At 62.7% G+C, this 21,569-nt stretch carries 20 protein-coding genes; 8 read left to right on the top strand and 12 right to left on the bottom strand.

What is annotated here, in order from left to right; all coding sequences use genetic code 11:
- Positions 1-48: 48 nt before the first annotated feature.
- Both RhoBH5_RS10825 and RhoBH5_RS10820 read right to left on the bottom strand, forming a co-directional pair.
- Complete coding sequence (locus RhoBH5_RS10825; protein ID WP_270008264.1) at positions 49-735, bottom strand: hypothetical protein; 687 nt, start codon at positions 733-735, stop codon at positions 49-51.
- Positions 732-1,652 (bottom strand): LysR family transcriptional regulator, encoded by a 921-nt coding sequence (locus tag RhoBH5_RS10820; protein ID WP_270008263.1) that lies wholly within the window; start codon positions 1,650-1,652, stop codon positions 732-734. Before RhoBH5_RS10820 ends, RhoBH5_RS10825 begins: the two co-directional genes overlap by 4 nt.
- Positions 1,653-1,747: 95 nt before the next feature.
- Here RhoBH5_RS10820 and RhoBH5_RS10815 point away from each other — a divergent pair, with 95 nt between their 5' ends.
- From RhoBH5_RS10815 to RhoBH5_RS10805, 3 genes are read left to right on the top strand one after another with little or no spacing between them, the layout of a single operon-like run.
- The gene (locus RhoBH5_RS10815; protein WP_270008262.1) at positions 1,748-2,950 is read left to right on the top strand and encodes a YbfB/YjiJ family MFS transporter; all 1,203 of its coding nucleotides are present in this window, start codon (positions 1,748-1,750) and stop codon (positions 2,948-2,950) included.
- 45 nt (positions 2,951-2,995) lie between these two features.
- Complete coding sequence (locus RhoBH5_RS10810) at positions 2,996-4,024, top strand: NAD(P)H-dependent flavin oxidoreductase (RefSeq protein ID WP_270008261.1); 1,029 nt, start codon at positions 2,996-2,998, stop codon at positions 4,022-4,024.
- Positions 4,021-4,716: a hypothetical protein gene (locus tag RhoBH5_RS10805; RefSeq protein WP_270008260.1), complete on the top strand. Its 696-nt coding sequence runs from the start codon at positions 4,021-4,023 to the stop codon at positions 4,714-4,716. Before RhoBH5_RS10810 ends, RhoBH5_RS10805 begins: the two co-directional genes overlap by 4 nt.
- An 18-nt stretch (positions 4,717-4,734) precedes the next feature.
- Here the strand turns inward: RhoBH5_RS10805 and RhoBH5_RS10800 are convergent, their stop codons facing one another.
- The 3 genes from RhoBH5_RS10800 to RhoBH5_RS10790 all read right to left on the bottom strand — a co-directional run bounded on the left by RhoBH5_RS10800 (position 4,735) and on the right by RhoBH5_RS10790 (position 8,496).
- The gene (locus tag RhoBH5_RS10800) at positions 4,735-5,220 is read right to left on the bottom strand and encodes a hypothetical protein (protein WP_007735610.1); all 486 of its coding nucleotides are present in this window, start codon (positions 5,218-5,220) and stop codon (positions 4,735-4,737) included.
- A gap of 20 nt (positions 5,221-5,240) precedes the next feature.
- Positions 5,241-7,076 (bottom strand): acyl-CoA dehydrogenase, encoded by a 1,836-nt coding sequence (locus tag RhoBH5_RS10795; protein WP_270008259.1) that lies wholly within the window; start codon positions 7,074-7,076, stop codon positions 5,241-5,243.
- A 397-nt stretch (positions 7,077-7,473) separates the two neighbouring features.
- Positions 7,474-8,496: a zinc-dependent alcohol dehydrogenase family protein gene (locus RhoBH5_RS10790; protein ID WP_030537173.1), complete on the bottom strand. Its 1,023-nt coding sequence runs from the start codon at positions 8,494-8,496 to the stop codon at positions 7,474-7,476.
- Between the two features lie 134 nt (positions 8,497-8,630).
- Between RhoBH5_RS10790 and RhoBH5_RS10785 the strand changes: the two genes are divergently transcribed.
- Positions 8,631-9,527 (top strand): helix-turn-helix transcriptional regulator, encoded by an 897-nt coding sequence (locus tag RhoBH5_RS10785; protein ID WP_029256657.1) that lies wholly within the window; start codon positions 8,631-8,633, stop codon positions 9,525-9,527.
- 27 nt (positions 9,528-9,554) lie between these two features.
- On the opposite strand, the gene RhoBH5_RS10780 is transcribed toward RhoBH5_RS10785, so the two are convergent.
- Entirely contained in the window at positions 9,555-10,763 is a 1,209-nt protein-coding gene (locus RhoBH5_RS10780; protein ID WP_064443531.1) for an MFS transporter, read from the bottom strand.
- Between the two features lie 178 nt (positions 10,764-10,941).
- Here RhoBH5_RS10780 and RhoBH5_RS10775 point away from each other — a divergent pair, with 178 nt between their 5' ends.
- Positions 10,942-12,027: a PQQ-dependent sugar dehydrogenase gene (locus tag RhoBH5_RS10775; protein ID WP_064443532.1), complete on the top strand. Its 1,086-nt coding sequence runs from the start codon at positions 10,942-10,944 to the stop codon at positions 12,025-12,027.
- 109 nt (positions 12,028-12,136) lie between these two features.
- Entirely contained in the window at positions 12,137-12,541 is a 405-nt protein-coding gene (locus RhoBH5_RS10770) for a DUF4259 domain-containing protein (RefSeq protein WP_003942974.1), read from the top strand.
- A gap of 25 nt (positions 12,542-12,566) precedes the next feature.
- Here the strand turns inward: RhoBH5_RS10770 and RhoBH5_RS10765 are convergent, their stop codons facing one another.
- Positions 12,567-13,250, bottom strand: a complete 684-nt coding sequence (locus RhoBH5_RS10765; RefSeq protein WP_007735616.1) for an SDR family oxidoreductase — start codon at positions 13,248-13,250, stop codon at positions 12,567-12,569.
- A 77-nt stretch (positions 13,251-13,327) separates the two neighbouring features.
- Here RhoBH5_RS10765 and RhoBH5_RS10760 point away from each other — a divergent pair, with 77 nt between their 5' ends.
- Positions 13,328-13,936 carry a TetR/AcrR family transcriptional regulator gene (locus tag RhoBH5_RS10760; RefSeq protein WP_211097547.1) on the top strand — a complete coding sequence of 203 codons (609 nt, stop codon included), beginning with the start codon at positions 13,328-13,330 and terminating at the stop codon, positions 13,934-13,936.
- Positions 13,937-14,030: 94 nt separating this feature from the next.
- On the opposite strand, the gene RhoBH5_RS10755 is transcribed toward RhoBH5_RS10760, so the two are convergent.
- Positions 14,031-14,996 (bottom strand): hypothetical protein, encoded by a 966-nt coding sequence (locus RhoBH5_RS10755; RefSeq protein WP_030537448.1) that lies wholly within the window; start codon positions 14,994-14,996, stop codon positions 14,031-14,033.
- 283 nt (positions 14,997-15,279) lie between these two features.
- Between RhoBH5_RS10755 and RhoBH5_RS10750 the strand changes: the two genes are divergently transcribed.
- The gene (locus RhoBH5_RS10750; protein WP_007735622.1) at positions 15,280-16,176 is read left to right on the top strand and encodes an SDR family oxidoreductase; all 897 of its coding nucleotides are present in this window, start codon (positions 15,280-15,282) and stop codon (positions 16,174-16,176) included.
- Between the two features lie 25 nt (positions 16,177-16,201).
- Here RhoBH5_RS10750 and RhoBH5_RS10745 read toward each other — a convergent pair whose 3' ends face one another.
- From RhoBH5_RS10745 to RhoBH5_RS10730, 4 genes are read right to left on the bottom strand one after another with little or no spacing between them, the layout of a single operon-like run.
- Positions 16,202-17,836: a class I adenylate-forming enzyme family protein gene (locus RhoBH5_RS10745; protein WP_270008258.1), complete on the bottom strand. Its 1,635-nt coding sequence runs from the start codon at positions 17,834-17,836 to the stop codon at positions 16,202-16,204.
- Positions 17,837-17,871: 35 nt separating this feature from the next.
- The gene (locus RhoBH5_RS10740) at positions 17,872-18,783 is read right to left on the bottom strand and encodes an acyl-CoA thioesterase (protein WP_003942886.1); all 912 of its coding nucleotides are present in this window, start codon (positions 18,781-18,783) and stop codon (positions 17,872-17,874) included.
- Positions 18,784-18,791: 8 nt separating this feature from the next.
- On the bottom strand, positions 18,792-19,946 hold the full coding sequence (locus RhoBH5_RS10735) for an acyl-CoA dehydrogenase family protein (RefSeq protein ID WP_165638491.1): 1,155 nt from the start codon (positions 19,944-19,946) through the stop codon (positions 18,792-18,794).
- Between the two features lie 37 nt (positions 19,947-19,983).
- Entirely contained in the window at positions 19,984-21,495 is a 1,512-nt protein-coding gene (locus RhoBH5_RS10730; RefSeq protein ID WP_270008257.1) for a long-chain-fatty-acid--CoA ligase, read from the bottom strand.
- Positions 21,496-21,569 lie beyond the last annotated feature (74 nt).

Here is a 21,569-nt window from a genome sequence, read left to right as displayed (position 1 = left end):
TTCGTTCCGACGCCCGGGCTACCCAAACTCGACGAACGGTAACCGCCTTCAGAAGACTGCGCGGTCCAGTGGACGTGGAAGCGGATCGAGTGCGCCGGTCTCGCGCAGGCGCTCGTACGCCCGAACGACCCCATCGACGGCCCCGATCTGTAGCAACACGCCGCCCGGTAACGCGGCAACGCCTGCTGCCAGGTCATCCGGGATCGCGTCAGCGCGAGCGGACGAGAGGTAGCCGACTCGGCCGATCACGGGATCACCGACGCGATAGTCGGACTCGTCTTCGAGAGCGTCGAGGATGTTGTCGTCGGTGACGTCCCCGAAGTCCGGTTCCCACACCGCGGCGAGCATCCGAAGTAGTTCTGTCTCAGGAACTTCGGCGGCGTCCGGCGCGCTGACAGCGAGAATCATCGACTGTAGGACGATTTCCGGTTCGCCGCCGGCCAACCCGGAGAGTTCGAGCCCCCATTCGGGCCCTCCTCCGGATGCGAGCCTCAACCCGATTCCCAGACGATCCGACCAGTCTTCGGCGGCCTGCGCGTTCTCGAGCACGTGTGCCAACTGGTCGACGGTCACGGCAGTAGCAGGTCCAGCGGAATGGATCTGTTGCCACGACCCGCCGACCACCTCGGGCAACAGGAATTCGACTTGCTCCAACGTCCGACGCCACCGGGAGGCCACGGCCTGCACCGATTCCGGCCGTCGTCCCCAGAAAACTCGAATAGCGCGTCGTGTCATCGAGTCCTCCGGTAAGGATCGTCCATGGGTAGCCATATCCCGTCCTCGTGGATTCCGAGATCAGTCACGCCGCGGGTGAGAGCGTCGACGGCCGCGAGAACGGCAGGACGCGTTTCGTTCTCGCGACACAGGAGAGACCACGTCCAGATTGCCGCCGGGTCGATCACCGCACGTGCCGTGAGATCGCTCGGCAGCGTGATGGTCTGCCCTTTGGGCGAGTTGACGACCGGACGGCCGACGGCACGGACGTGATCGAAGAATGCCGGACCGGTGATACCACCGTCGTTGATGCGCAGAATCTGTGCGCCGGTATCGCGAGCGAATTCTTCGGCGAAGACGTTCCACGAATACCAGGAGGTGGTGTCGTCGTCGACGAGCACGACGACGTCGCGTGCCCGCACCGGTGTGGTGTCCTCTCCGGTGGAGACGGCGTAGAGCCGATCCGTACCGAGCAGTCTGGCGTTCAAACCGTTTTGGGCGACATCGTATTTCCGTACCCAGGCGATCGCCAGGTCGAGGCTGCCGTCTGCCACCCGCGCGGCCTGTGCGTGTGATGGCACCACCCAGGCGTCGACGTGCAGTTGCGCGACCCCTGAAGTGCTCGCGATCAGATCCGTGGGGAGCCAATTGACGTAGCCGATCCGGACGGGCTCCGCTCCGGACAGACGCTCCGCGCGGCGTCGCAGATTCTCGGCACTCTCGAGTAGCGCACGAACATCAGGGAGCAAGGCCGCGCCGGCTGGCGTCAGAGCGACGGAACGGCGGTCGCGGACGAACAGCTTGACGCCGAGGTCGCGCTCGAGTGCCATGATCTGCTGCGACAATGACGGCCCGGCTATCAGTAGCCGCGCCGCGGCTCGGCCGAAGTGCAGTTCCTCGGCGACGACCTCGAAATATCTCAGCTGACGCAGCTCCACGATCCTTCATGCTACGTGCGGTGGGAGGTTGTGCCTATCAGTCAGGAGCAAAGCGGTCGTGGCGGTCCGGCGCGGCCAGGGCACACGATAAGACCATGACCACAGTCCACAACGGCGTCTCCCCGCGAGCGCACGCTGTCCAAGCTGCCGCTGCGCTGGCGGCGAGCATGGGAATCGGTCGATTCGTGTACACACCGATTCTGCCGTTGATGCACACGCAGGCCGGTCTGTCGGCCTCGCTCGGCGCCACCCTGGCGACGGCCAACTACGTCGGGTACCTGATCGGCGCGCTCGCGGGAATCCTCATTCCCGGCGCGGTGCGCTCGGCAGCGGTGATGCGCACGTCGTTGGTGGTCCTCATCGCGACTTTGGCGCTCATGCCCACTACCCACGACGGATCCATCTGGTTCGCCCTGCGGCTCATCGCAGGCATTGCCAGTGCCCTCGTCTTCATGATCGCCGTCAGCGCTTTGCACGCGCACCTTCGGGGGCAGTCCCAATTTCTGGCCGGATGGGGATTCGGCGGAGTTGGGTTGGGTATCGCCCTGTCCGGGGTCCTCGTGTTGGTCGTCCGCTTCATCGGTACCTGGAGTACAGCCTGGCTGGCATCTGCGGCCCTTGCAGTGGTGTGTGCGGTCGCAGCCTGGGGATTGACGCCGGAACCGCGTCCGGCCATCACACCGGACGCGCCGGGAACTCCCACTCCCCAACGCGGGTTCACTGCCTTGGTCATCAGTTATTTCCTGGAAGGCATCGGCTACATCATCGCGGGCACGTTCCTTGTTGCCGCAATCGATCTCGCCGCTCCAGAATGGGTGGGCAGCGGCGCTTGGATAGTGGTCGGTCTGGCCGCATTTCCCTCGTGCGCCCTGTGGGCTTGGCTCAGCCTGCGTTGGTCGAGGCCGACTCTGCTTCTCGTTGCCCTGTTGATTCAGGCGGTGGGCATAGCGCTTCCTGCTGTGATCGGAGGCGTCGGCCCCGCACTGATTTCAGCTTTTCTGTTCGGTGTCACCTTCCTTGGTATCGGGTCAATTGTGTTGGCAATCGGCGCGCACCTGCAGTTCCCACGCGCCGTGGCGTTGCTGACCGCTGGATACAGCGTCGGTCAGATTCTCGGCCCACTCGTTGTCACTCCGTTGCTGCGAGACGGGTATCGCGACGCTCTGCTGTTGGGTGCGGCCGTCGTTCTGGGCGCAGCAGTGGCCGCCGCGGTTTTGCGGTTCCGATTCCCTTCCGATCTCGATGCGGACCCTCGGACGGCCACCTCGACTGAGGAGGTAGTTTTTGATGTCAGATGACGAAACCGCCGGAGCACTACCCGACGTAGGACTGGAGATGTTCGAATGAGCGCACTCACAACCGATCTCGACCTGAAGGTCCCTGTCATCGCAGCCCCCATGGCCGGCGGCGCTTCCACACCGGCACTTGTTGCTGCTGCCTCTCGCGCAGGCGGTCTCGGATTCCTCGCCGCCGGGTACAAGACGCCTCAGGCTCTGTCCGACCAGATCGACGCCGTGCGCGCCGAGGGAGTGTCGTTCGGTGTCAACGTCTTTGCACCCAACCCGGTGCCTGTCGACGTCGATGCCTACCGTGCCTATACCAGGGCGATTCAGGTCGAGGCGGATCGCTATGGCATCACACTGGCTGACGGTGAGCCGGTCGAAGACGACGACTACTTCGAGGACAAGATCGATCTGCTCCTGGCCAGCCCGGTTCCGGTGGTCAGCTTCACCTTCGGCTTTCCCGCACCCGGCGTCATCAAGGCGCTGCGCGCTGCCGGTTCACTTGTCGTCCTCACTGTGACTTCGGAGGCAGAGGCGCTCCTTGCCGTCGACGCCGGTGCCGATCTGCTTGTGGTGCAATCGTCGGCTGCCGGCGGCCACTCCGGAACGCTCACTCCCCTGCAGGCTCCGGCAGAAACACCGATCACCGAACTGATCGCACAAATCCGTCATCGCACCTCGGTTCCGCTATTGGCGGCCGGTGGACTGGCGACCTCCGCCGACGTCGCTGCAGCCTTACGTGCCGGAGCGGACGCGGCAGTGGTCGGTACCGTACTGCTGCGCACCGAGGAGAGTGGTGCCTCGGCTCCGCACAAGGCAGCTCTGGCCGACACGTCACGCGGGAACACGGTCGTCACAAGAGCTTTCACGGGACGTCCTGCACGAGCACTTCGGAACGAGTTCATCGATCGCTACGACGCACGGGCGCCCATCGGGTATCCGGCCATCCATCACCTGACCAACCCGATGCGCAAAGCCGCTGTTGCGCAGGCAGATCCCGAGCGCATGCACCTATGGGCCGGCACCGGCTATCGCCACGCGACGGAGAAACCAGCCGGGGTAGTGCTTTCGCGATTGGCTAACCTGTGACGGCGCGGACACCGGACATCACATTGCCCGAGGTAGTGACATACGACGGGCTGCCCAGTGGTGCACACTCGCTTCGAGTCAAGCGCCCCGACGTGGCATTTCAACGCCTGCAGACATTTCTGGAAGCCTGCATCGAACCAGTGTCGTTGCCGTCGTGGACATTAGAGATCCGCCAGGGCGGGCCACCCGCGCCGACCGCGCAATTGACAGAGCTTGCCACTGGGATCCTCGGTGGGCCCCGCTACAAAGCGCAAACCCATACCGAATGGAACGTCCCACCTGGTTCTGTCAACGAAGCGCTCGATGCCCTCGTTGGTTCCGATGCGGTCACAACCCACGGACGTTCTTTGGCGGCACTGACCTACAGTGCGCCCGTACGCCTGATCGACCCGGACACCCATGCGCCGTATCCCGACATCACGCCCGACGCGTTCGGCCGCTTTGCCGTCGACGGATACGGCCGGACTCTCGGCGAGTCAGGCATACGCGCAACCCTTGGGAACGCGGCATCCTCACTGTCCCTGTGGCTCAACCTGCCAGCAGACGAACGGTTGTCGTCCGGTGCTCGTCACCTACAAGACCATCTCCCGTTCCGGTTGTCCGCGAAACACTGGCGTCTCTGGCGGCCGAACCGGAGCGCAGACTCTTACCGTTCCAACAAGATTCCGTCGCCGGTTCACGACCACGTTTGAATCACGCAGCAAGCATTCTCATCTCGGGCAGAGTTCGCCGATCTCGGAGACAATGCGATCAGTGCTGCGAACCACCCATACCGCGCGTCCGGCACGCAATGTCGGCATCAAGAATCGGTCCTTCTCGATGGGCCAGTGCACAAAGGGAAATCCGCCGGCCAGCTCGTCCTGGACTTCGCCGGCGATCAGGGCCGTCAACTCCTGTACAGGCTGTTCGGTGTGCGGCCCGCCAAACCCGAAGCCCCTCAACGGGCTGGTTCCTGCACTCTTGTGCTTCGGCCGTGGTCCAGCGTCGAGCGCGAGGTGGCAGTGGCCGTCATCGAGCAACGAGACCGTCCACAGGCAGTTCTCCATGTACGTATCGGGGCCGTGCCAGCGGCATTGCAGATCCTTGCCGACAGCCTGGCACGCCTCGACGACGTTGGCGGGAGCGTCGTCTGGTGCATCCGGCCCCATGATCGGAAAGCTCCAGACCCCTACGTACTCGATGTCGGGCAGATACATGCCTTCACTGTGGCACGTTGTCAGAATGCGTCTTCCTCGAGTTCCATGATCTCGTTGTCGAGGGAACCCAGGATTTCTTTGGTCGACGCCAGGACGGGCAGGATGTTCTTGGCGAAGTATGACGCGATGACCACCTTGCCCCGATAGAACGACCGGTCCTTTGCCGACGCGTCACGGTCCAAGGCTGCCAACGCGACTTCCGCTTGCACCAACAGGCGCCATCCGATGAGCAGGTCGCCTACCGCGTACAGAAAGCGCACCGAGCCGAGGCCTATCTTGTACAACTCGGAGGGTTGGTCCTGGGAAGCCATCAGATACCCGGTGAGCGTCCCGGCCATCTCCTGCACGTCGGTCAAGGCGGTCTCGAGTAGGACTCGCTCGGCCTTGAGTCGACCGTTCCCGGCCTCACTGTCGATGAACTCTCGTATGCGACCGGCTACGTGAGCGAGCGCAACGCCGCGGTCGCGTGCGATCTTTCGAAAGAAGAAGTCCTGCGCCTGGATTGCCGTGGTGCCCTCGTACAGGGTGTCGATCTTGGCATCGCGGATGTACTGCTCGATGGGGTAGTCCTGAAGATAACCGGAGCCGCCCAGGGTCTGCAGGCTCTCGGTGAGCAGTTCGTAGGCCTTCTCGGAGCCGACGCCCTTGACGATCGGCAGCAGCAGATCGTTGACCCGCGCCGCCAATTCGGCATCCGCACCCGAAACCAACTCGGCGACATCGGCATTCTGGTGTGCAGCGGTGTAGAGGTAGACCGCTCGGAGGCCTTCGGCGTAGGCCTTCTGCATCGCCAGGCTGCGTCGGACGTCGGGGTGGTGCGTAATGGCCACGCGGGGCGCGGTCTTGTTTGTCAGCTCGGTGAGGTCTGCGCCTTGAATTCGTTCTTTCGCGTACTCGAGGGCGTTGAGATAGCCGGTGGACAGTGTTCCGGTAGCCTTGGTGCCCACCATCATTCGAGCGTTCTCGATGACCTGGAACATCTGGGCGATACCGTTGTGGACATCACCCACGAGCCAGCCGACGGCAGGAACGTCCGTCGCTCCGAAGGTGAGCTCGCAAGTCGGGGAAGACTTGAGACCCATCTTGTGCTCGACGCCGGTGACGTACACACCGTTGCGCTCTCCCAGTTCAAGTGTGTCCGAGTTGAAATGGGACTTCGGAACGTAGAACAGGCTCAAACCTTTGGTTCCTGGACCGGCTCCCTCGGGCCGGGCAAGCACCAAGTGGAAGAGGTTCTCGGCCGTGTCTCCGACGTCACCGCCGGAGATGAATCGCTTGACGCCCTCGATGTGCCACGTGCCGTCGTCCTGCGCGATTGCCTTTGTTCGGCCTGCGCCTACATCGGATCCGGCGTCTGGTTCGGTGAGCACCATCGTTCCGGCCCATCCGCGCTCGAATCCTTCTTTGGCCCAGTGTTTTTGCTGTTCGTTTCCGATGGTGTAGAGCACGCTCGCCATCAGTGGACCCATGTTGAAAAAGCTTGCGGATCCGTTTGCCGCGACCAACATTTCGCCGATCACCCAGACCAACGGTGCAGGAGCAGGAACACCACCCATGCCTTCTGGTAGGCCGAGTCGCGACCAACCGGCCTCGTTCACCGCCTCGACCGTCTTGCGCAGAGGTTCCGGGACCACAACTGCGTGATTGGGTGCGTCGAATTCGACAGGGTTCCGATCCGCGTCGGCGAAGGACGCGGCGACCGGGCCTTCTGCCAGTCTCGCTACTTCCGCAAGAATGTTGCGCACAGTGTCGGTGTCGAGGTCCCCGTAAGCGCCGGCATCCAACAGTTCGCCGATCCCGAGCACCTCGAACAGATTGAACTCGATATCACGCACGTTGCTTTTGTAGTGACCCATTGTTCTCCGACCTTGGTTCGTCAGCAATACGGTTCGTCAGCAGATACGGCTCGTCAGCAGTACACAAGAAAGCCTGCCCCACAAGGAATTCAGTACGCAACCGTAGGTAGAGACGAGTTTCGTTGCTGCAAAGTAGCGCCGAGTCGCTCTCATTGAAACATTCACTCGTACAATCGGTTTCCGCCGGTGGGGGTGCATATCAGTCGCGTAGCATCCTCTGGGATCAAAGCGACTGCGCACCAATAGAAGTACCCATCCTCACCTTCGGCGTCATACGCATTCGCTGTGATCAGTGAACATGCTGCTCGGTAAACCAAGAGCGCCTCTCGTTGGTAGCCGAGACGTTTCTCGATCGGCGTGTAGAGCCCAGTTCTGTCTCGTGAGCCTTTGGTATCGGTCAGAGGGTGAGTAGCACTTTGGTGGCGCGCCGCTCGTCCATCGCCCGGTAGCCTGCGGCGGCGTCCTCCAACGGGAGAGTGAGGTCGAAGACGATGCCTGGGTCGATCTGGTCGGTCATGATGAGCTCGATCAGTTCGGGTAGGAATCGCCTGACCGGCGCGGGACCGCCGAGCAGGCTCACCGTCGCGAAGAACAGGTTCATGCCGTCGAGTTCGACGCCGTGGGATACCCCGACGTAGCCGACATGTCCGCCGGGGCGGGTAGCTCCGATAGCCTGCATCATCGATTCTTGGGTACCTACGGCTTCGACGGTCGAGTGGGCGCCGTAGCCGCCGGTGAGTTCCTTGATCTTCGCGATGCCCGCGTCGCCCCGCTCTTCGACGATGTCGGTGGCGCCGAATTGTGTGGCGAGTGCCTGCCGGTCGGCGTGACGTGACATGGCAATGATCCGCTCGGCGCCGAGTTGTCTGGCAGCGAGGATCGCCAAAAGTCCGACTGCGCCGTCGCCGACGACGGCGACCGTTTTGCCAGGTCCGGCTTCCGCAGCTACGGCGGCGAACCAACCGGTGCCGAGTACGTCGGAGGCTGCAAGGAGGCTGCGGGCCTGCCGCTCGGTCGGCTCTCCGTGGACAGGGACGAGGGTGCCGTCCGCGAGCGGGATGCGAGCGTATTCGGATTGGGTGCCGACCGAGCCCATCATGACCTGGTGTATACAGCGAGACTGAAAGCCGGCCTCGCAGATTTCGCAGGTGTTGTCCGACGCGACGAACGAGCCCACGACGAAGTCCCCAACTTCGATGTCGTTGACGTCGGGGCCGACCTGTTCGACGACGCCCACGTATTCGTGTCCCATCGGCGTCGGGCCATTCAGCTCTTCGATGCCGCGGTACGGCCAGAGGTCGGAACCGCAGACGCAGGTGGCTGTAACGCGAATGATCGCGTCGGTCGGTTCGACGATCACCGGCGCTTCGATCTCTTCGACCCGGACGTCGCCGGGGGCATGCATGACGACAGCGCGCATGACGTGGCTCCTCACCATCGGTTTTCTCGTGTCACTTCAACCTGATCACGATTCGGCGGCGTGCGGGAGTCCCGCGCGATAGTGGTACTGCGAGGGACTCCCTCGCTACCGGTCACTGACTTAGGCTCGATGGCATGGACGATCGAGCGCAAGTACGCGAATTCCTGACCTCGCGGCGCGCCCGAGTCACGCCCGAACAAGTTGGACTTCCGGCCGGATCGAACCGCCGCGTGGACGGTCTACGTCGAAGTGAAGTGGCAACCCTCGCCGGCGTGAGCGTCGAGTACTACACGAGGCTCGAGCGCGGAGCGATCAGCGGCGCATCGCCGGGTGTACTCGACAGTATCGCGAAGGCCTTACGACTCGACGACGCCGAGCGCGCCCACCTTTTTGATCTCGCGCACGCGGCAAGCCCGGTAGCCAGGCCCCCGCGTCGGCGAAATGCGAAGGGCTGGAAGCCCCATCAGAGCCTGCAGTGGGCGCTTGATGCAGTCACCGCGGGACCCGCTTTCGTGCGGAACGGTCGCATGGATCTTCTTGCTGTCAACCCACTCGCGCGTGCGTTTTACAAGGACCTGTACGACATGCCGGGGCAGCCCCCGAACATCGCGCGCTTCACGTTCCTCGACGAAAGGGCTTTCGAGTTTTATCCGGACTGGAACGCGTTTGCCGAGGTGACCGTCTCGATTCTGCGAACCGAGGCTGGGCGAGATCCTCACAACAAGGAATTGCACGATCTGATCGGTGAACTCAGCACTCGGAGTGAGGAATTCCGGCGTCGGTGGGGCGCGCACGACGTCCGCCATCACGGCACCGGATTCAAGACTTTTCACCACTCCGCCGTGGGGGAGCTGACGCTTGCCTTCGAAGGTTTGGAGATGGCCGCCGAGCCGGGGTTGACGCTCACGATCTACACCGCAGAGCCGGGATCGCCGTCCGCGGAACGGATGCAGCTACTCGCCTCGTTGGCAGCCAGTGAGAATGCGGACTCTGCTCCTCACGTGTCGGAGCGGTCGCTGACGGACGGCTGACGAACTGCGCGACGGTTGATCGGGTCGTCAGTTGACGACTTCGACGGTGGTGCGCTTCGTGCGTTCCTTGCGCAACAGGATCATCAGCGGCAGAAAGTAGAGAGCGGCAACGCCGGTGCCTACCAACACCGGCCCAGTGGCACCGAGACTCGAGGCGAACGCAAACCCGGCGATCCAGGAGCCGACCGCCGTGCCCAGATTGAACGACGAGGTGCTGAGAGCAGAAGCCATCGTCGGCGCCTGATCGGCATAACGCACAGCCATCCCGATCAGGATGGGATTGGTCGACATGCCGAACAGTCCCAGCATGACTACGAGAATCACCGTCACGATCACGTTGTGCGAGAAGAGGCAGAGCGCCCCGAGTACGAGAAACGTCATCGCTGCCGAGACGAACAAGACCCCGTACTGATGCTTCGCACCGAGTCGACCGCCGAGATTGGAGCCGACGAACGCACCGAGTCCGTAGCCGACAAGCACTAGCGGCACTGCCGACGCAGCAAGTCCCGTGTTCTCGGTCAACAGCGGAGAGATGAAGCTGTACGCCGCCAGCGACGACCCGCACACGACGGCGCAACCGGACAGAACGAGCCAGATGCGTCCGTCCCGTAGGCTCGCGATCTCCGCTCGCCAGGACGGCACCGCACCGGAGTCGGTGTCGGCGGGTACCAATCGGTGGACGACGGCCGCGGCAACGAGTGCGAGGGCGGCGAGGGCCCAGAAAGGACCACGCCACCCGATGCTCTGACCGGCCAGAGCGCCGAGCGGAACACCGATGACGTTCGCGAGCATGCCTCCACCCAAGACGATGCCGAGCGCGCGCGAGGAAGACGCCGGGCCGGCCGCTTTTGCCCCGACCACTGCAGCGACTGCCCAGAATGCGCCCGTCGCCACGGCTGTGAGGAAGCGGGCGCCGAGAATGAGTCCGAAGTTGGACGAGAGCGCAACGATGACGTGTCCGATCGCGAAAACAACCAGCGCCGAGCTCAAGGTCACGCGTCGAGGAACCCTGAGTGTCAAGATCGCCATCGCCGGCGTGCCGACAATCATTCCGATCGCGAAGACGGTGATCATCAGGCCGACGTTCGCGATCGACGTACCGAGGTCACCCGCGATCTCGGGAAGAATGCCGGCGACGACGAATTCGGTTGTACCCATCAAGAAAACTCCGACGGCCAGCACGTAGATCACGAGCGGCAGGCGGCCGGTTTCTTCGACGGTCGGGGCGGAAATCATGAGGTGGTCAGTTCTCTTTCTGTTGACGACGCGTATGTCGTGGCGCACCCGTCCAGGGCATCACGCCCGTCGCCTGCGAGGGAGTCCCGGTCGTTGGGGGTACTCGAAGGGACTCCCGGTGTGGCCGATTGCGCGCTACCGTCGGCGCAAAGACTGCCTGAACCCGGGAGGCGCGCCCATGACACGACGACAGATCCGAGGGCTTGGCGCCGCCGTGCTCCTTTCGGCCTTCCTGACGGCCTGCGGTAGCGAGGATCCTGAAGGGCCCGGTCCACAGGCAAGCACGACAACACGATCGGCGCCCGCCGCGGCCTTCGGTGAACCCGAGACCGTCGCCGACGGCTTGGACGCGCCCTGGTCGATCGCATTCCACGGCGATACACCACTAGTCAGTGAGCGCGACAGCGCGCGAATCCTCGAACTCGACGCCGGCGGAAACAGCCGCGAGGTGGGAGTCGTCGACGGCGTCAGCCCAAGAGGTGAGGGCGGTTTACTAGGGATCGCAGCACGTGAAAACCGCCTGTACGCGTACTTCACCGCGAACGGGGAGAACCGGATCGAACGCTTCGACATCATCGGTGCTCCGGGGGAATTCGCGCTCGGGCCGGCCGAGACGATTCTCGACGGGCTCGCTTCGGCCAACTACCACAACGGTGGTCGCATCGCGTTCGGCCCGGACGGGATGCTGTACGTGACCGTCGGTGATGCCGGTAGTCGAGACAGAGCTCAGGACCTCGACTCGATGTCCGGGAAAATCCTTCGAATGACTCCGGATGGTGATGTGCCGCAAGATAATCCGTTTCCGAACTCGTTCGTCTACAGCTACGGCCACCGCAACTCCCAGGGCATTGCCTGGACCGAGGACGGCACGATGTACGCCAGCGAGTTCGGGCAGGACACCTGGGACGAACTCAACCGGATCGAAGCCGGCGGAAACTACGGGTGGCCCGAGGTCGAAGGGATTGCGGGGGAAGACGGATTCATCGACCCGCTCCAACAATGGTCACCGGATGATGCCAGCCCCAGCGGAATCGCCATCCACGACGGCACGATCTACATCGCCAACCTTCGTGGTGAGCGACTCCGCACGGTGCCCTTGACCGATCCCGCGACCGCCGACGAGCAATTCGTCGACGAATACGGGCGCCTCCGTGATGTTGTATTCGCACCGGACGGGTCGCTGTGGATACTGACGAACAACACCGACGGTCGTGGCGACCCCAACCCCGGTGATGACCGCATCCTTCGCGTGCCGTTGCGCTGATGTCGATTTCCGGCGAACGCAGTACTTCCAGCCCGAGGGTCCTGGCCGAAGCCTGTGATTCACTAATATCTTTACGACAGGTGCGCCGGGTACGGATCGGAGAGACAGCATGGGGACTTGGGGTTCAGGACCTTTCGACAACGACGTAGCGGGCGACCTGCTCAGCGCAGTACAGGCGGGTGACTACGACATCGACGATTACGCTAGCCACCCCGATGGCGGTTATCTCGATGCCGATGATGCTCAAACAGCAATCGCCGTCGCCGAGATTCTTGCGGTTGCGCACGGCGTTGCGCCGAAGCCTGTGCAGCTGGATGGAATTGACGCCGCCGGGTACGTCAGCACCTTGAGCCCGGAGCAGAAGAGTTGGGTCCTCTCCGCACTCGAGCGTGCAGTTTCCGACAGCGACACTTCGGAGTTGTACGAGTTGTGGGAAGAGAACGGTCCGGAAGACCTCGCAGCTTGGCGGGCACCGATCCTGAGCAGATTGGCCAGCCTCAAAACGGTGGGGTAAGCGTCACTCGTCTGCAGTCCCTTGCTTACTCGGAGTTCGACGAGGACAGACTCCCCTTGACGTACCGGGTGGTGTCGTCAGCGAGGATCTCGGCGAGCCCGCTTTCGATACCGTCCAGTGCTTGCGCGGCGACGTCGGCAGGATCGATCTTCTGTTCGGCGGGTACGCCAGCGGCCATGTCGGTATCCATGTATGCGACATGCAGTGCCGATACGGAGATTTTGCGCGGCGCAAGTTCTTCTCGAACGGCGTCGGTCATCGCCCAGGCCGCTGCCTTCGACGACGCGTAAGACCCGAGCGCGGCTGGATGGAACCAGGACAGCACCGACAGAACGTTGAGTATTGTTCCGCCGTCGTTGTTTTCGATGACAGGAGCAAACGCCCGGGTCACGGCGAGCGGGCCGTAGAAGTTGACGTCCATCTCTCGTCGAATGTCATCGATGTCGCCCCCGATCAAGGGCGCCGAGGTAGAAATACCTGCGTTGTTGACCAGCAAGGTCACATCCGATGCGATTTGCGCGGCGGCGGTTATCGATTCGGCGTCCGTCACGTCCAACCTCAGGGGGATGACGCCGGGTAGATCGACAGTTTCCGGATTGCGCGCAGCCGCGTACACCTTTGCGCCGCGCTCGACGAGTCCCGCAGCCAGATGGCGTCCGAGCCCGCGATTGGCTCCTGTGACGACCGCAACCGTCTTGTTCAGGTCCATGATTCTCCCAGTGTTGTGATTGCTCGTGACGTTTAGATTATGAATCAAATCTAAGTGTCGGCTAGGATAGATGTCAAGTGAAATCCAAACTGGAAGGCGTTGTGATGGGCCGCGTATCGCAGCAACAAGCGGAAGAGAACCGTCGGCGCGTCGTGGAAACCGCAGCCCGACTGTTCCGAGAGAAGGGCACTCACCTCAGCGTCGCCGACCTGATGAAGGCGTCGGGGCTGACCCACGGTGGCTTCTACAAGCAGTTCGCGTCCAAGGACGCTCTCATCGACGAAGCGACCACCCACGCCTTCAAGGAACTGGCTCAGCTGCATTCTGCGGAACTCGAAGAGCATGCAGGGCAACGTGACTCCGCCCGAAAAGCTTTGATCGATACCTATCTCTCGGTGGCGCATCGCGACAACCCGGCAGACGGATGCCCCGCTGCTGCGCTCGCCGCCGACATGGCGCGCGAGCCTGCAGACAGCGAGGCCCGTCGGGTTTACACGGAGGGAGTGGGGGATTTTGCCGCAGCTCTTGCCGACGACGAAGCTGTCGGTCTCCTCCGGCTCTCCACCATGCTCGGTGCACTGGTTCTTTCGCGAGCTACCAAGGGTTCCCCGCTCTCCGAGGAAATTCTCGATTCCGCGCGCGTCGAACTGATCAGAGGGCTTCGAGAGCCGCTGTCATCTTCTTGACGGTCTCGGGTGCCCCTGGCCGCGAATCCCGCTTTCACGAGGTCCAGTGCTCGCGGTTCCGAGAGTCGGACTCTCGATATGTCGATTGAACGCTCTAGTTGATTCCGACGACTTCCTGGGCGATCGCTGCGAGTCTTGCCTGGGCAGCGGATACGACGCCGTGTCGGTTCTTGTGCGCTTCCTCGTACGCAACGATGTCCCGCACCTGTGCGGCGTCGGTCAGTTCCTTCACGGCGGAGACGGCTTGGGTGACGTTGAGTTCGTCGAAGTCTTCGATGGGAAGTTCAGTGGGGTCGAGTAGCCCACTCGACTTCCGTACCGAACGGAAAACGTCGGCGGCACCGTCAGCACCTTCTCGGCGAGTGACCTTCTCAGCCGTGGCGATGGCCGCATCCCTACTGGCCGAGAGTGTTTTCACAGTCACGTCACCGGCATATGCGCCCCAGCTGATCAGCTCACCCAGTACCGGCGGTGAGGTGCGAACAGCGTCGATGGCACGGTCGAGACTGCGGGTGGACCAGGAGACCGGAACGTTGACCAGCCGTATCGCCGCGCCGGTGGCAGCTTGCATCGGTGTGCGGCGCAAAGCTGCCGGTCCACCGAGTGCCTCTTCGGCCAAGACAGTCGTGAGCCAGTCCACGGTCGCGGAGTGTGCAGCGATGAGGCGGTCGGCCAACGCCGCGACGGTCTGATCGCCGCCGGCAGTGGCCAGGGCCTTGAGGTAGCGGGAGCGGTCGAGGAGTTGATGTTCGAGCGCAAGGTCTCCCAATACCGCTTCGTCGAAGGGCTGAGCCTGTTCGACCATCGCTTTCACTCCGGCTGTCGCGCGTCCGATGAACGGACCGACCAATTCCGGCACGCCCCCCAGATCGCGAACAGTGGACTCTATGGAACTCGCCCTTTCACGGCCGTTCTCTGCGTTTTCCGTCAATTCGCGTCGAACAGCCTCGGTTCTGGCCTGTGCGACGCGCGTTTCGGCGACCTGGATCTCGGTGTGCGTCAGACCGAGGAGGATGCGTAACTGGGTGATCAAGGCGGACGTGGTTTCGGAGTTGCTCATATCGGGGTCGTCCCTTCGTCGGTGCGTGCTTTACGTGATGTTCAGCTTCTGCTCGACGAGTGCTCCGCGGGTCGCGGAGCCACCGCCGCTACGCGGGCTACCCCGACCTACCGCGTAGTAACCACAACGAACAAGTGGGGTCGACGCACCGAGATCGTCGGCGCCAGGACGAGTGAGATCCCGGCCACCCCGAGGTTTCGATTTCTATTCGGCGGGAAGGAGGCATGTGCAGTGCATCCATCCAGAAGCCCACGAGAAACTGCGTCACCTGAGGAGTATCGATATGCCGGACCAGTACGCAATGCAGGACCCGACCACGCGGTTCCCCGCTCCTGTGCGTGAGCGGCAGGCGGAGATCGCACATCCCGGTCTCACCGCAGACATGATTTCTCCTCCCGACCACGGTGAAAACACCTATCGAGGAAGCGGTCGACTCGAAGGAAGGCGTGCGATTGTCACCGGAGCGGATTCGGGCATCGGACGTGCGGTCGCGATTGCATTTGCCAGAGAAGGCGCGGACGTTGTCCTGAGTTATCTCGACGAGGAAGAACAGGACGCTCGGGAAACCGCTCGCTGGGTCGAGGAGGCAGGTCGCAAAGCCGTCTCGGTGCCGGGAGATCTCCGAAGCGAGGAACACTGTTCTGCTTTGGTCGAAACCGCGGTGCGTGAACTCGGCGGACTCGACATCTTGGTGAACAACGCCGCGTTTCAGATGGTGCAGATGGGCGGCATCGCCGATATCACCACCGAACAATTCGACCGTGTGATGAAAACCAACCTCTACGCACTATTTTGGCTCTCCAAAGCAGCGATCGCGCAGATGGAGCCCGGATCGACGATCGTGAATACCTCGTCCATCCAAGGTGCGTCCCCGTCGCCCGAGCTGCTCGATTACGCCACGACAAAGGCGGGCATCATCGACTTCACCAAGGGACTGGCCGCCGATGTCGCACGAAAGGGAATCAGGGTCAATGCCGTTGCACCTGGACCGATTTGGACGCCACTGATTCCGGCTACGATGCCCAAGGAGAAGTTCGAGACGTTCGGGGACGACGTTCCGCTCGGGCGGGCAGGTCAGCCGGCCGAGCTTGCTCCCGCCTATGTATTTCTCGCCTCTGGCGAATCCAGTTACACCACTGGGGAAGTCATCGGCGTGACGGGTGGAAAACCGCTCACCTGACTACCCTGGTCGCAACCGGGTGGAACTACAGCCGCGACTTCTGCACCTTTCCCGTTGGAGTCAAAGGTAGCGCCTCGATGAACTCGACTGCATGGATGCGCTGGTAGGGAGCCACCTTCTCACTCACGTATTCCACGAGTTCGGATGCCGAAACCCTGGCCGCGCCCGGCGATCTTACGACGAAGGCCACCGGGATCTGCCCGACTTCGTCATTGGGCCTGCCGATCACCGCACTCTGCGCGACGCCGGGGTGGGAGCACAGCACCTCCTCGAGCTGAACCGGATATACGTTGTACCCCTTGTAGATGATCATGTCTTTGCTCCTGCCGACGACATACAGATTTCCATCGCTGTCGAATCTGCCCAAGTCGCCGGTCTTGAGCCAACCGTCACGAAATTGGAGCGCGGTCAGTTCGGGTGCGGCGAAGTACCCGGCGGTGACTTGCGGTCCACTCGCCCAGATCTCGCCCACTTCACCGGCTGTGACTTCCTCTTCGGTTTCCATGTCTCGCAATGATATTCGCGTGTCGAAGATCGGTAGGCCTACGCTGCCGATCGGTGATCGCGCATCTGGGTTGTTGAGTTGATTGGTGAGAATGGTTGTCGCCTCGCTGAGTCCGTAACCCTCGATGACCTTCGCGTTCGAGAATGTCTCGCCCATGCGACGCAACGTGGTCGTGTCGATGGGTGCAGCACCTGAGAACACCGAACGCACCGAACTCAAATCGTGAGTCGATTTGGTCGAGGCCTCGAGGAGTAGGTGGTAGAACGCCGGTGCGCCGATCAGTCTGTCGATCTTGTGGCGCTCGATGGTTGCGAGGTACTCGTGTGGATCGAACCTGCCGAGTACGAGGGTGGTGGTACCGGCAAGTACGTGATTGCACTGTCCGACGAGAGCCAGTCCGTGAAAATACGGTGCGACGACGGCAATGACGCCTTCGCCCATCCGCTCCGAATTCTCGTGTACAGCAGTGGGTACCGGAACCATCCGAATGCCACCGTCTTCGTCGCTTTCCGGAAGAGACGAGCTACGCCACGCTGTGGTCTGTATCGTGCTGGCCACCAGATTGCGGTGCAGAACCTGAACGCCCTTCGAGCGGCCTGTGGTGCCACCGGTGAGCTGAAGATGTGCGACGCCTTGTGAACTCGCCAGTTTTCGGGTGAGGGCCGGCGACTCGAGAAGATGAGAGAGATCGACGTCACTGATTGTGCTGTCTTGCGACGGGCAGTTCGCCGGGGCCGCCGCGGTCGGGGGAGCGACGACGGTGAATTCGAGCCCCGAGTTCTGTGCCGCACGGAATGCCGCCACACTGGACGGGTGAACCACCGCGGCACGAGGCGAGAACTCTGCCAACAATTCTCGCAGTGTTTCCGTCGGCTGAGTGTGGTTGACCGGGCATGCCACGGCGCCGGCACACAGAATTCCGAAGTAGGCGACCGGGTACCACAGGGAATTGGGCATCAGGAGAACTACACGATCGCCAGGTCGAATGCCCCTGTCGGACAGTCCTTGCGCTATGCGGAGCGCGTGATCGTGGAGTTCGATGAAAGTGAGAGCCTGGTCGCCGTCCCGTAGGGCAATACGATCTCCGTAGGCGCGTGCCGAACCGGCGAGAACAGCGTCGAACGCAACGTCGGGATACTCGAGAGATACTGGCATGAAGGGCATTCCGTGCACATCTACTCCTGACGTAGTTAACCTGCCTGCATGGTCGCGGCGAGCTTCGGCCGCGTGTCGAAAGTGGGAGCGTGCTTTTCGCGAATGAGAACTTCCTGGGTGACAGTGGCAACCAAAACCCCGGTGCGGGTCCAGAATTCGCCACTGGACAGACCCCGTCCGTCCCCCGACGTAGGGCTGCGTTGAACGAACAGCAACCATTCGTCGGTTCGGCAAGGGCGGTGGAACCACACGGCGTGATCGAGTGAAGTGAGAAAGAGCTTCTGGGATGGACTTCCCCCGCCGATCAGATCGAGATGACCGAGGGCGGCGGTTCGCGCCAGCGTGAGGTCCGAGCAGAACGCAAGTGCGGCGGCGTGCATCCCGTGATCGCTCGATACTTCACCTGCGATGCGAATCCACATGCGGCGGTCCCTGCCACCGCCGTGGTCGGCAGCGTCGTCGTCGGCCGAATCTCCGCTGATCGGGCGCACCTGCACTGCCTGGCGAATGGCCGAGGACGTGATGCCCGACCAGAATCGATCAACGGATTCGCTCTGTGCCGGAATTGATTCCGGTGTGGGAACGTGGGGCATCGCAATATGGCGATCGGGTCCGAGTTCCTCCTTCTTGAAGGATGCGGTCAGTGAGAGCAGCGCATTGCCGCCCTGGAAGGCGGTCACCTCTCGTAGTGCATAGGTGCCACCGTCTCGGAGGATTCGCACTCGGTACTGCACCTCGGCGCCCGGTCGACCCATGGACAGGAAGTACGCGTGAAGCGAGTTCACGTACCGTACAGGGTCGACGGTGCGGTGCGCAGCGAGCAGGGCCTGCGCGACGACATGGCCGCCGTAGGCGCGATCTGGGCCACCGGCACAGCAGGTTCCGCGAAATTCGGGTGCCCCGCCGTATGCAGTGCCTGCGTGAGTGAGCTGCAACAGTTCGTCCATCGGGGCTCCTATCGGCTCAGGGATTTCGCGATGATCGTTTTCATGACTTCGCTGGTGCCGCCGTAGATTCGCGACACCCTCGTGTCCGCGTACAACCGTGCGATCGGGTATTCGAGGATGTACCCGTAGCCGCCGTGCAGTTGTAGACACTTGTCGATCACGCGGCCTGCCATCTCGGTACAGAAGAGCTTGCAGATCGCAGCGTCGACGGCACTCAATTCGCCGGCGTCTTCGAGTGCGACGGCGTGATCGACCATTGTCTGACCTGCGGCGAGATCCGTAGCGCATTCGGCAAGAACGAATTTGGTGTTCTGGAAGTCTGCGACCGGTTTTCCGAAGACTCGTCGGTCGCTGGTGTAGGAAACCGCGTGGGCGATGGCAGCGGCTGCGGTGGCGCACCCTCCGGCCGCCATGGCGAGGCGTTCGCGGGGCAGGTTCTGTCCGAGGTAGCTGAAGGCCGCTCCTTCCTCGCCGAGTACATCGGTGACCGGTACCCGGACGTTGGTGAACGAGACCTCGCAGGTATCGCTGAATTTCAAACCGATCTTGTCCAATCGGCGACCAACTTCGAAGCCGGTGGATTCGGTGTCGACGACAAACAGCGAGAGCCCGCCTCTGCGATTCTCACCTGGGTCGCCGGTACGGGCGACCACGACCATGTGTGTCGCCTGAGAGGCGTTGGTGATAAAGGTCTTTGCGCCGTTGAGGATGTAGCTTTCTCCGTCGTCGGAGAGCTTCGCGGTGGTGCGAATGGCGGCCAGATCCGAACCCGTCCCCGGCTCGGTCATCGCCACGGCAAGCACGGCCTGCCCACTCGCACAGGCGGGCAGCCAGCGCTTCTTCTGATCCTCGTTTGCGAGAGTGAGCAAGTAGGGCAGAACGATTCCGGCGCTCGCGTGGTAGTTACCCAATGAGACACCGGCCAGCGCGGCTTCCTCTCCGATGATCATCAGATAGCGGTAGCTCGTCGCCCCCGCGCCGCCGTATTCCTCCGGGATGTCGAAGCCCATGACTCCCAATTCTCCGAGCTTGCGGTAGAACTCGCGTGGCGCGTAACCCTGTTCCTCCCACTTCGCGAACTCAGGGACGACCTCCCTGTGTAGAAAACCCCGGAACACCTCGCGAAAGGCATCGTGCTGATCGTCGAAGATTGTGCGCTTCATGGGAAGTCTCCTTGTTCCGCGGACGACGCGGGGTTGGCTAGGTGTAGAGGCTGCGCAGTGAACGTTTGTCGGTCTTACCGGTGGCCGTGGTCGTCAGTGCTTCGACGAAGGCAACCGTGCGCGGTGCTTTGTACCCTGCGATTTGGGTTTTGACGTGCTCGCGAATTTCTTCGGCGGTGGCATGCAGTTGTGGGTTGAGGACCACCACTGCATGCACGCGCTCGCCCCACTGAGCGTCGGGCAGGCCGATGACGGCGCAGCGCAACACAGCGGGGTGGTTGGCGACGGCGTCCTCCACCTCGGCCGAATAGACGTTCTCGCCGCCGGTGATGATCATGTCCTTGGCGCGATCGACGATGAAGATGTACCCCTCGTCGTCCATGTACGCGAGGTCTCCGGTGTGCAGCCAGCCCCCGCGTAGCGCTTCGGCGGTCTCCTCCGGACGATTCCAGTATCCGAGCATGATGTGCTCGCCGCGGGTGACGATCTCTCCGACAGTGCCCCGTGGCACCTCGTTGCCTTCCCGGTCGGCGATGATGATTTCGGCGTGCAGGCTTGCACGGCCCGCCGAGCGCAGGCGAGGACCACCGGCCCGGTGATCCGATCCGAGCAGGGAGACGATGACCGCGGTCTCCGTCATGCCGTACCCCTGGACGAAGTTCGCGTTGGGGAAGCGCGACATCGCGCGTTCCAGGATGGCCGCGGGCATCGGGGCGGCTCCGTACACAATCGATTTGACGCTGGTGACGTCCGTGTCCGAAAAGTCCGGATGGTTGTAGAGCATCTGCAACATGCTCGGGATCGCGGTCATCGTGGTGACCCGACGGCCCGCGATCAGGCCGAGCACGTCGCCGGCGTCGAAGCGGTTGGCGAACACGACTGTGCCGCCGACCAGGGTCTGGGCCATCATGCCGAGCAATGCGGCAATGTGGAACAGAGGAGCCATCACCAGAGTTATGCCACCGATCTCGCAGGACCGGGCAAAGCCGGTACCGCCGAGCAGGGCGGTGGAGAAACTGCGATGAGAGTGCATGACGGCTTTGGGAGTGCCGGTGGTTCCGCCGGTGTAGATCAGCGCGGCCAAGGTGTCGCCGCCGGCACGCACGTCCTCGACCTCGGGGCCTTCGACGATCAGGTCTTCGAAACCAGCCATTCCGGCGGGAGCCGGCTCGTCGCCCATGTAGACGAGCGTGACAGTGGCGTCGAGTCCGGTCACCAGTAGCCGGCATTCCTCGTCGACGAGTACAAATGCGCTGCCGACTCCGGTGACCGCGTCGGTGACTTCACGGACGGAACCGTGACGGTTTACGAGATTGACGACAGCGCCGATCCACCACGTCGCCATCAACGACTCGAAGTAACGGTCGGAGTTGAACGCCAGGATGCTGACCCGGTCGCCCGGACCCACGCCACGCTCTCGCAGGGCTCCGGCGAGTCTGGCGACTCGCTTCGCGATCTGTGGGGCGTTGCGCTCGCGATGCTCGCAGACGGTCAAGGGTCGGTGCGGCTGTTGTTGAACCGCCCTGTGCAGAAGGTGGGTCAGATGCATGGGCTGGCGTGCTCCTCGAGTCGGGTGGTGCTGACGGCGGATAGTCGAGATGCCGACGAATCGACACCCCGACC

Source organism: Rhodococcus sp. BH5 (assembly GCF_027583855.1).
In the GTDB taxonomy this organism is placed as follows: domain Bacteria; phylum Actinomycetota; class Actinomycetes; order Mycobacteriales; family Mycobacteriaceae; genus Rhodococcus_F; species Rhodococcus_F qingshengii.
Note: the sequence above shows the minus strand (reverse complement) of the source record. Positions and strands in the feature narration are given on the sequence as shown.

Coding starts and splice junctions, on each gene's coding strand:
- RhoBH5_RS10825 (WP_270008264.1), bottom strand. CDS start 735: ATGACACGACGCGCTATTCGAGTTTTCTGGGGACGACGGCCGGAATCG.
- RhoBH5_RS10815 (WP_270008262.1), top strand. CDS start 1,748: ATGACCACAGTCCACAACGGCGTCTCCCCGCGAGCGCACGCTGTCCAA.
- RhoBH5_RS10810 (WP_270008261.1), top strand. CDS start 2,996: ATGAGCGCACTCACAACCGATCTCGACCTGAAGGTCCCTGTCATCGCA.
- RhoBH5_RS10800 (WP_007735610.1), bottom strand. CDS start 5,220: ATGTATCTGCCCGACATCGAGTACGTAGGGGTCTGGAGCTTTCCGATC.
- RhoBH5_RS10795 (WP_270008259.1), bottom strand. CDS start 7,076: ATGGGTCACTACAAAAGCAACGTGCGTGATATCGAGTTCAATCTGTTC.
- RhoBH5_RS10790 (WP_030537173.1), bottom strand. CDS start 8,496: ATGCGCGCTGTCGTCATGCATGCCCCCGGCGACGTCCGGGTCGAAGAG.
- RhoBH5_RS10785 (WP_029256657.1), top strand. CDS start 8,631: ATGGACGATCGAGCGCAAGTACGCGAATTCCTGACCTCGCGGCGCGCC.
- RhoBH5_RS10780 (WP_064443531.1), bottom strand. CDS start 10,763: ATGATTTCCGCCCCGACCGTCGAAGAAACCGGCCGCCTGCCGCTCGTG.
- RhoBH5_RS10775 (WP_064443532.1), top strand. CDS start 10,942: ATGACACGACGACAGATCCGAGGGCTTGGCGCCGCCGTGCTCCTTTCG.
- RhoBH5_RS10770 (WP_003942974.1), top strand. CDS start 12,137: ATGGGGACTTGGGGTTCAGGACCTTTCGACAACGACGTAGCGGGCGAC.
- RhoBH5_RS10765 (WP_007735616.1), bottom strand. CDS start 13,250: ATGGACCTGAACAAGACGGTTGCGGTCGTCACAGGAGCCAATCGCGGG.
- RhoBH5_RS10755 (WP_030537448.1), bottom strand. CDS start 14,996: ATGAGCAACTCCGAAACCACGTCCGCCTTGATCACCCAGTTACGCATC.
- RhoBH5_RS10750 (WP_007735622.1), top strand. CDS start 15,280: ATGCCGGACCAGTACGCAATGCAGGACCCGACCACGCGGTTCCCCGCT.
- RhoBH5_RS10745 (WP_270008258.1), bottom strand. CDS start 17,836: ATGCCAGTATCTCTCGAGTATCCCGACGTTGCGTTCGACGCTGTTCTC.
- RhoBH5_RS10740 (WP_003942886.1), bottom strand. CDS start 18,783: ATGGACGAACTGTTGCAGCTCACTCACGCAGGCACTGCATACGGCGGG.
- RhoBH5_RS10735 (WP_165638491.1), bottom strand. CDS start 19,946: ATGAAGCGCACAATCTTCGACGATCAGCACGATGCCTTTCGCGAGGTG.
- RhoBH5_RS10730 (WP_270008257.1), bottom strand. CDS start 21,495: ATGCATCTGACCCACCTTCTGCACAGGGCGGTTCAACAACAGCCGCAC.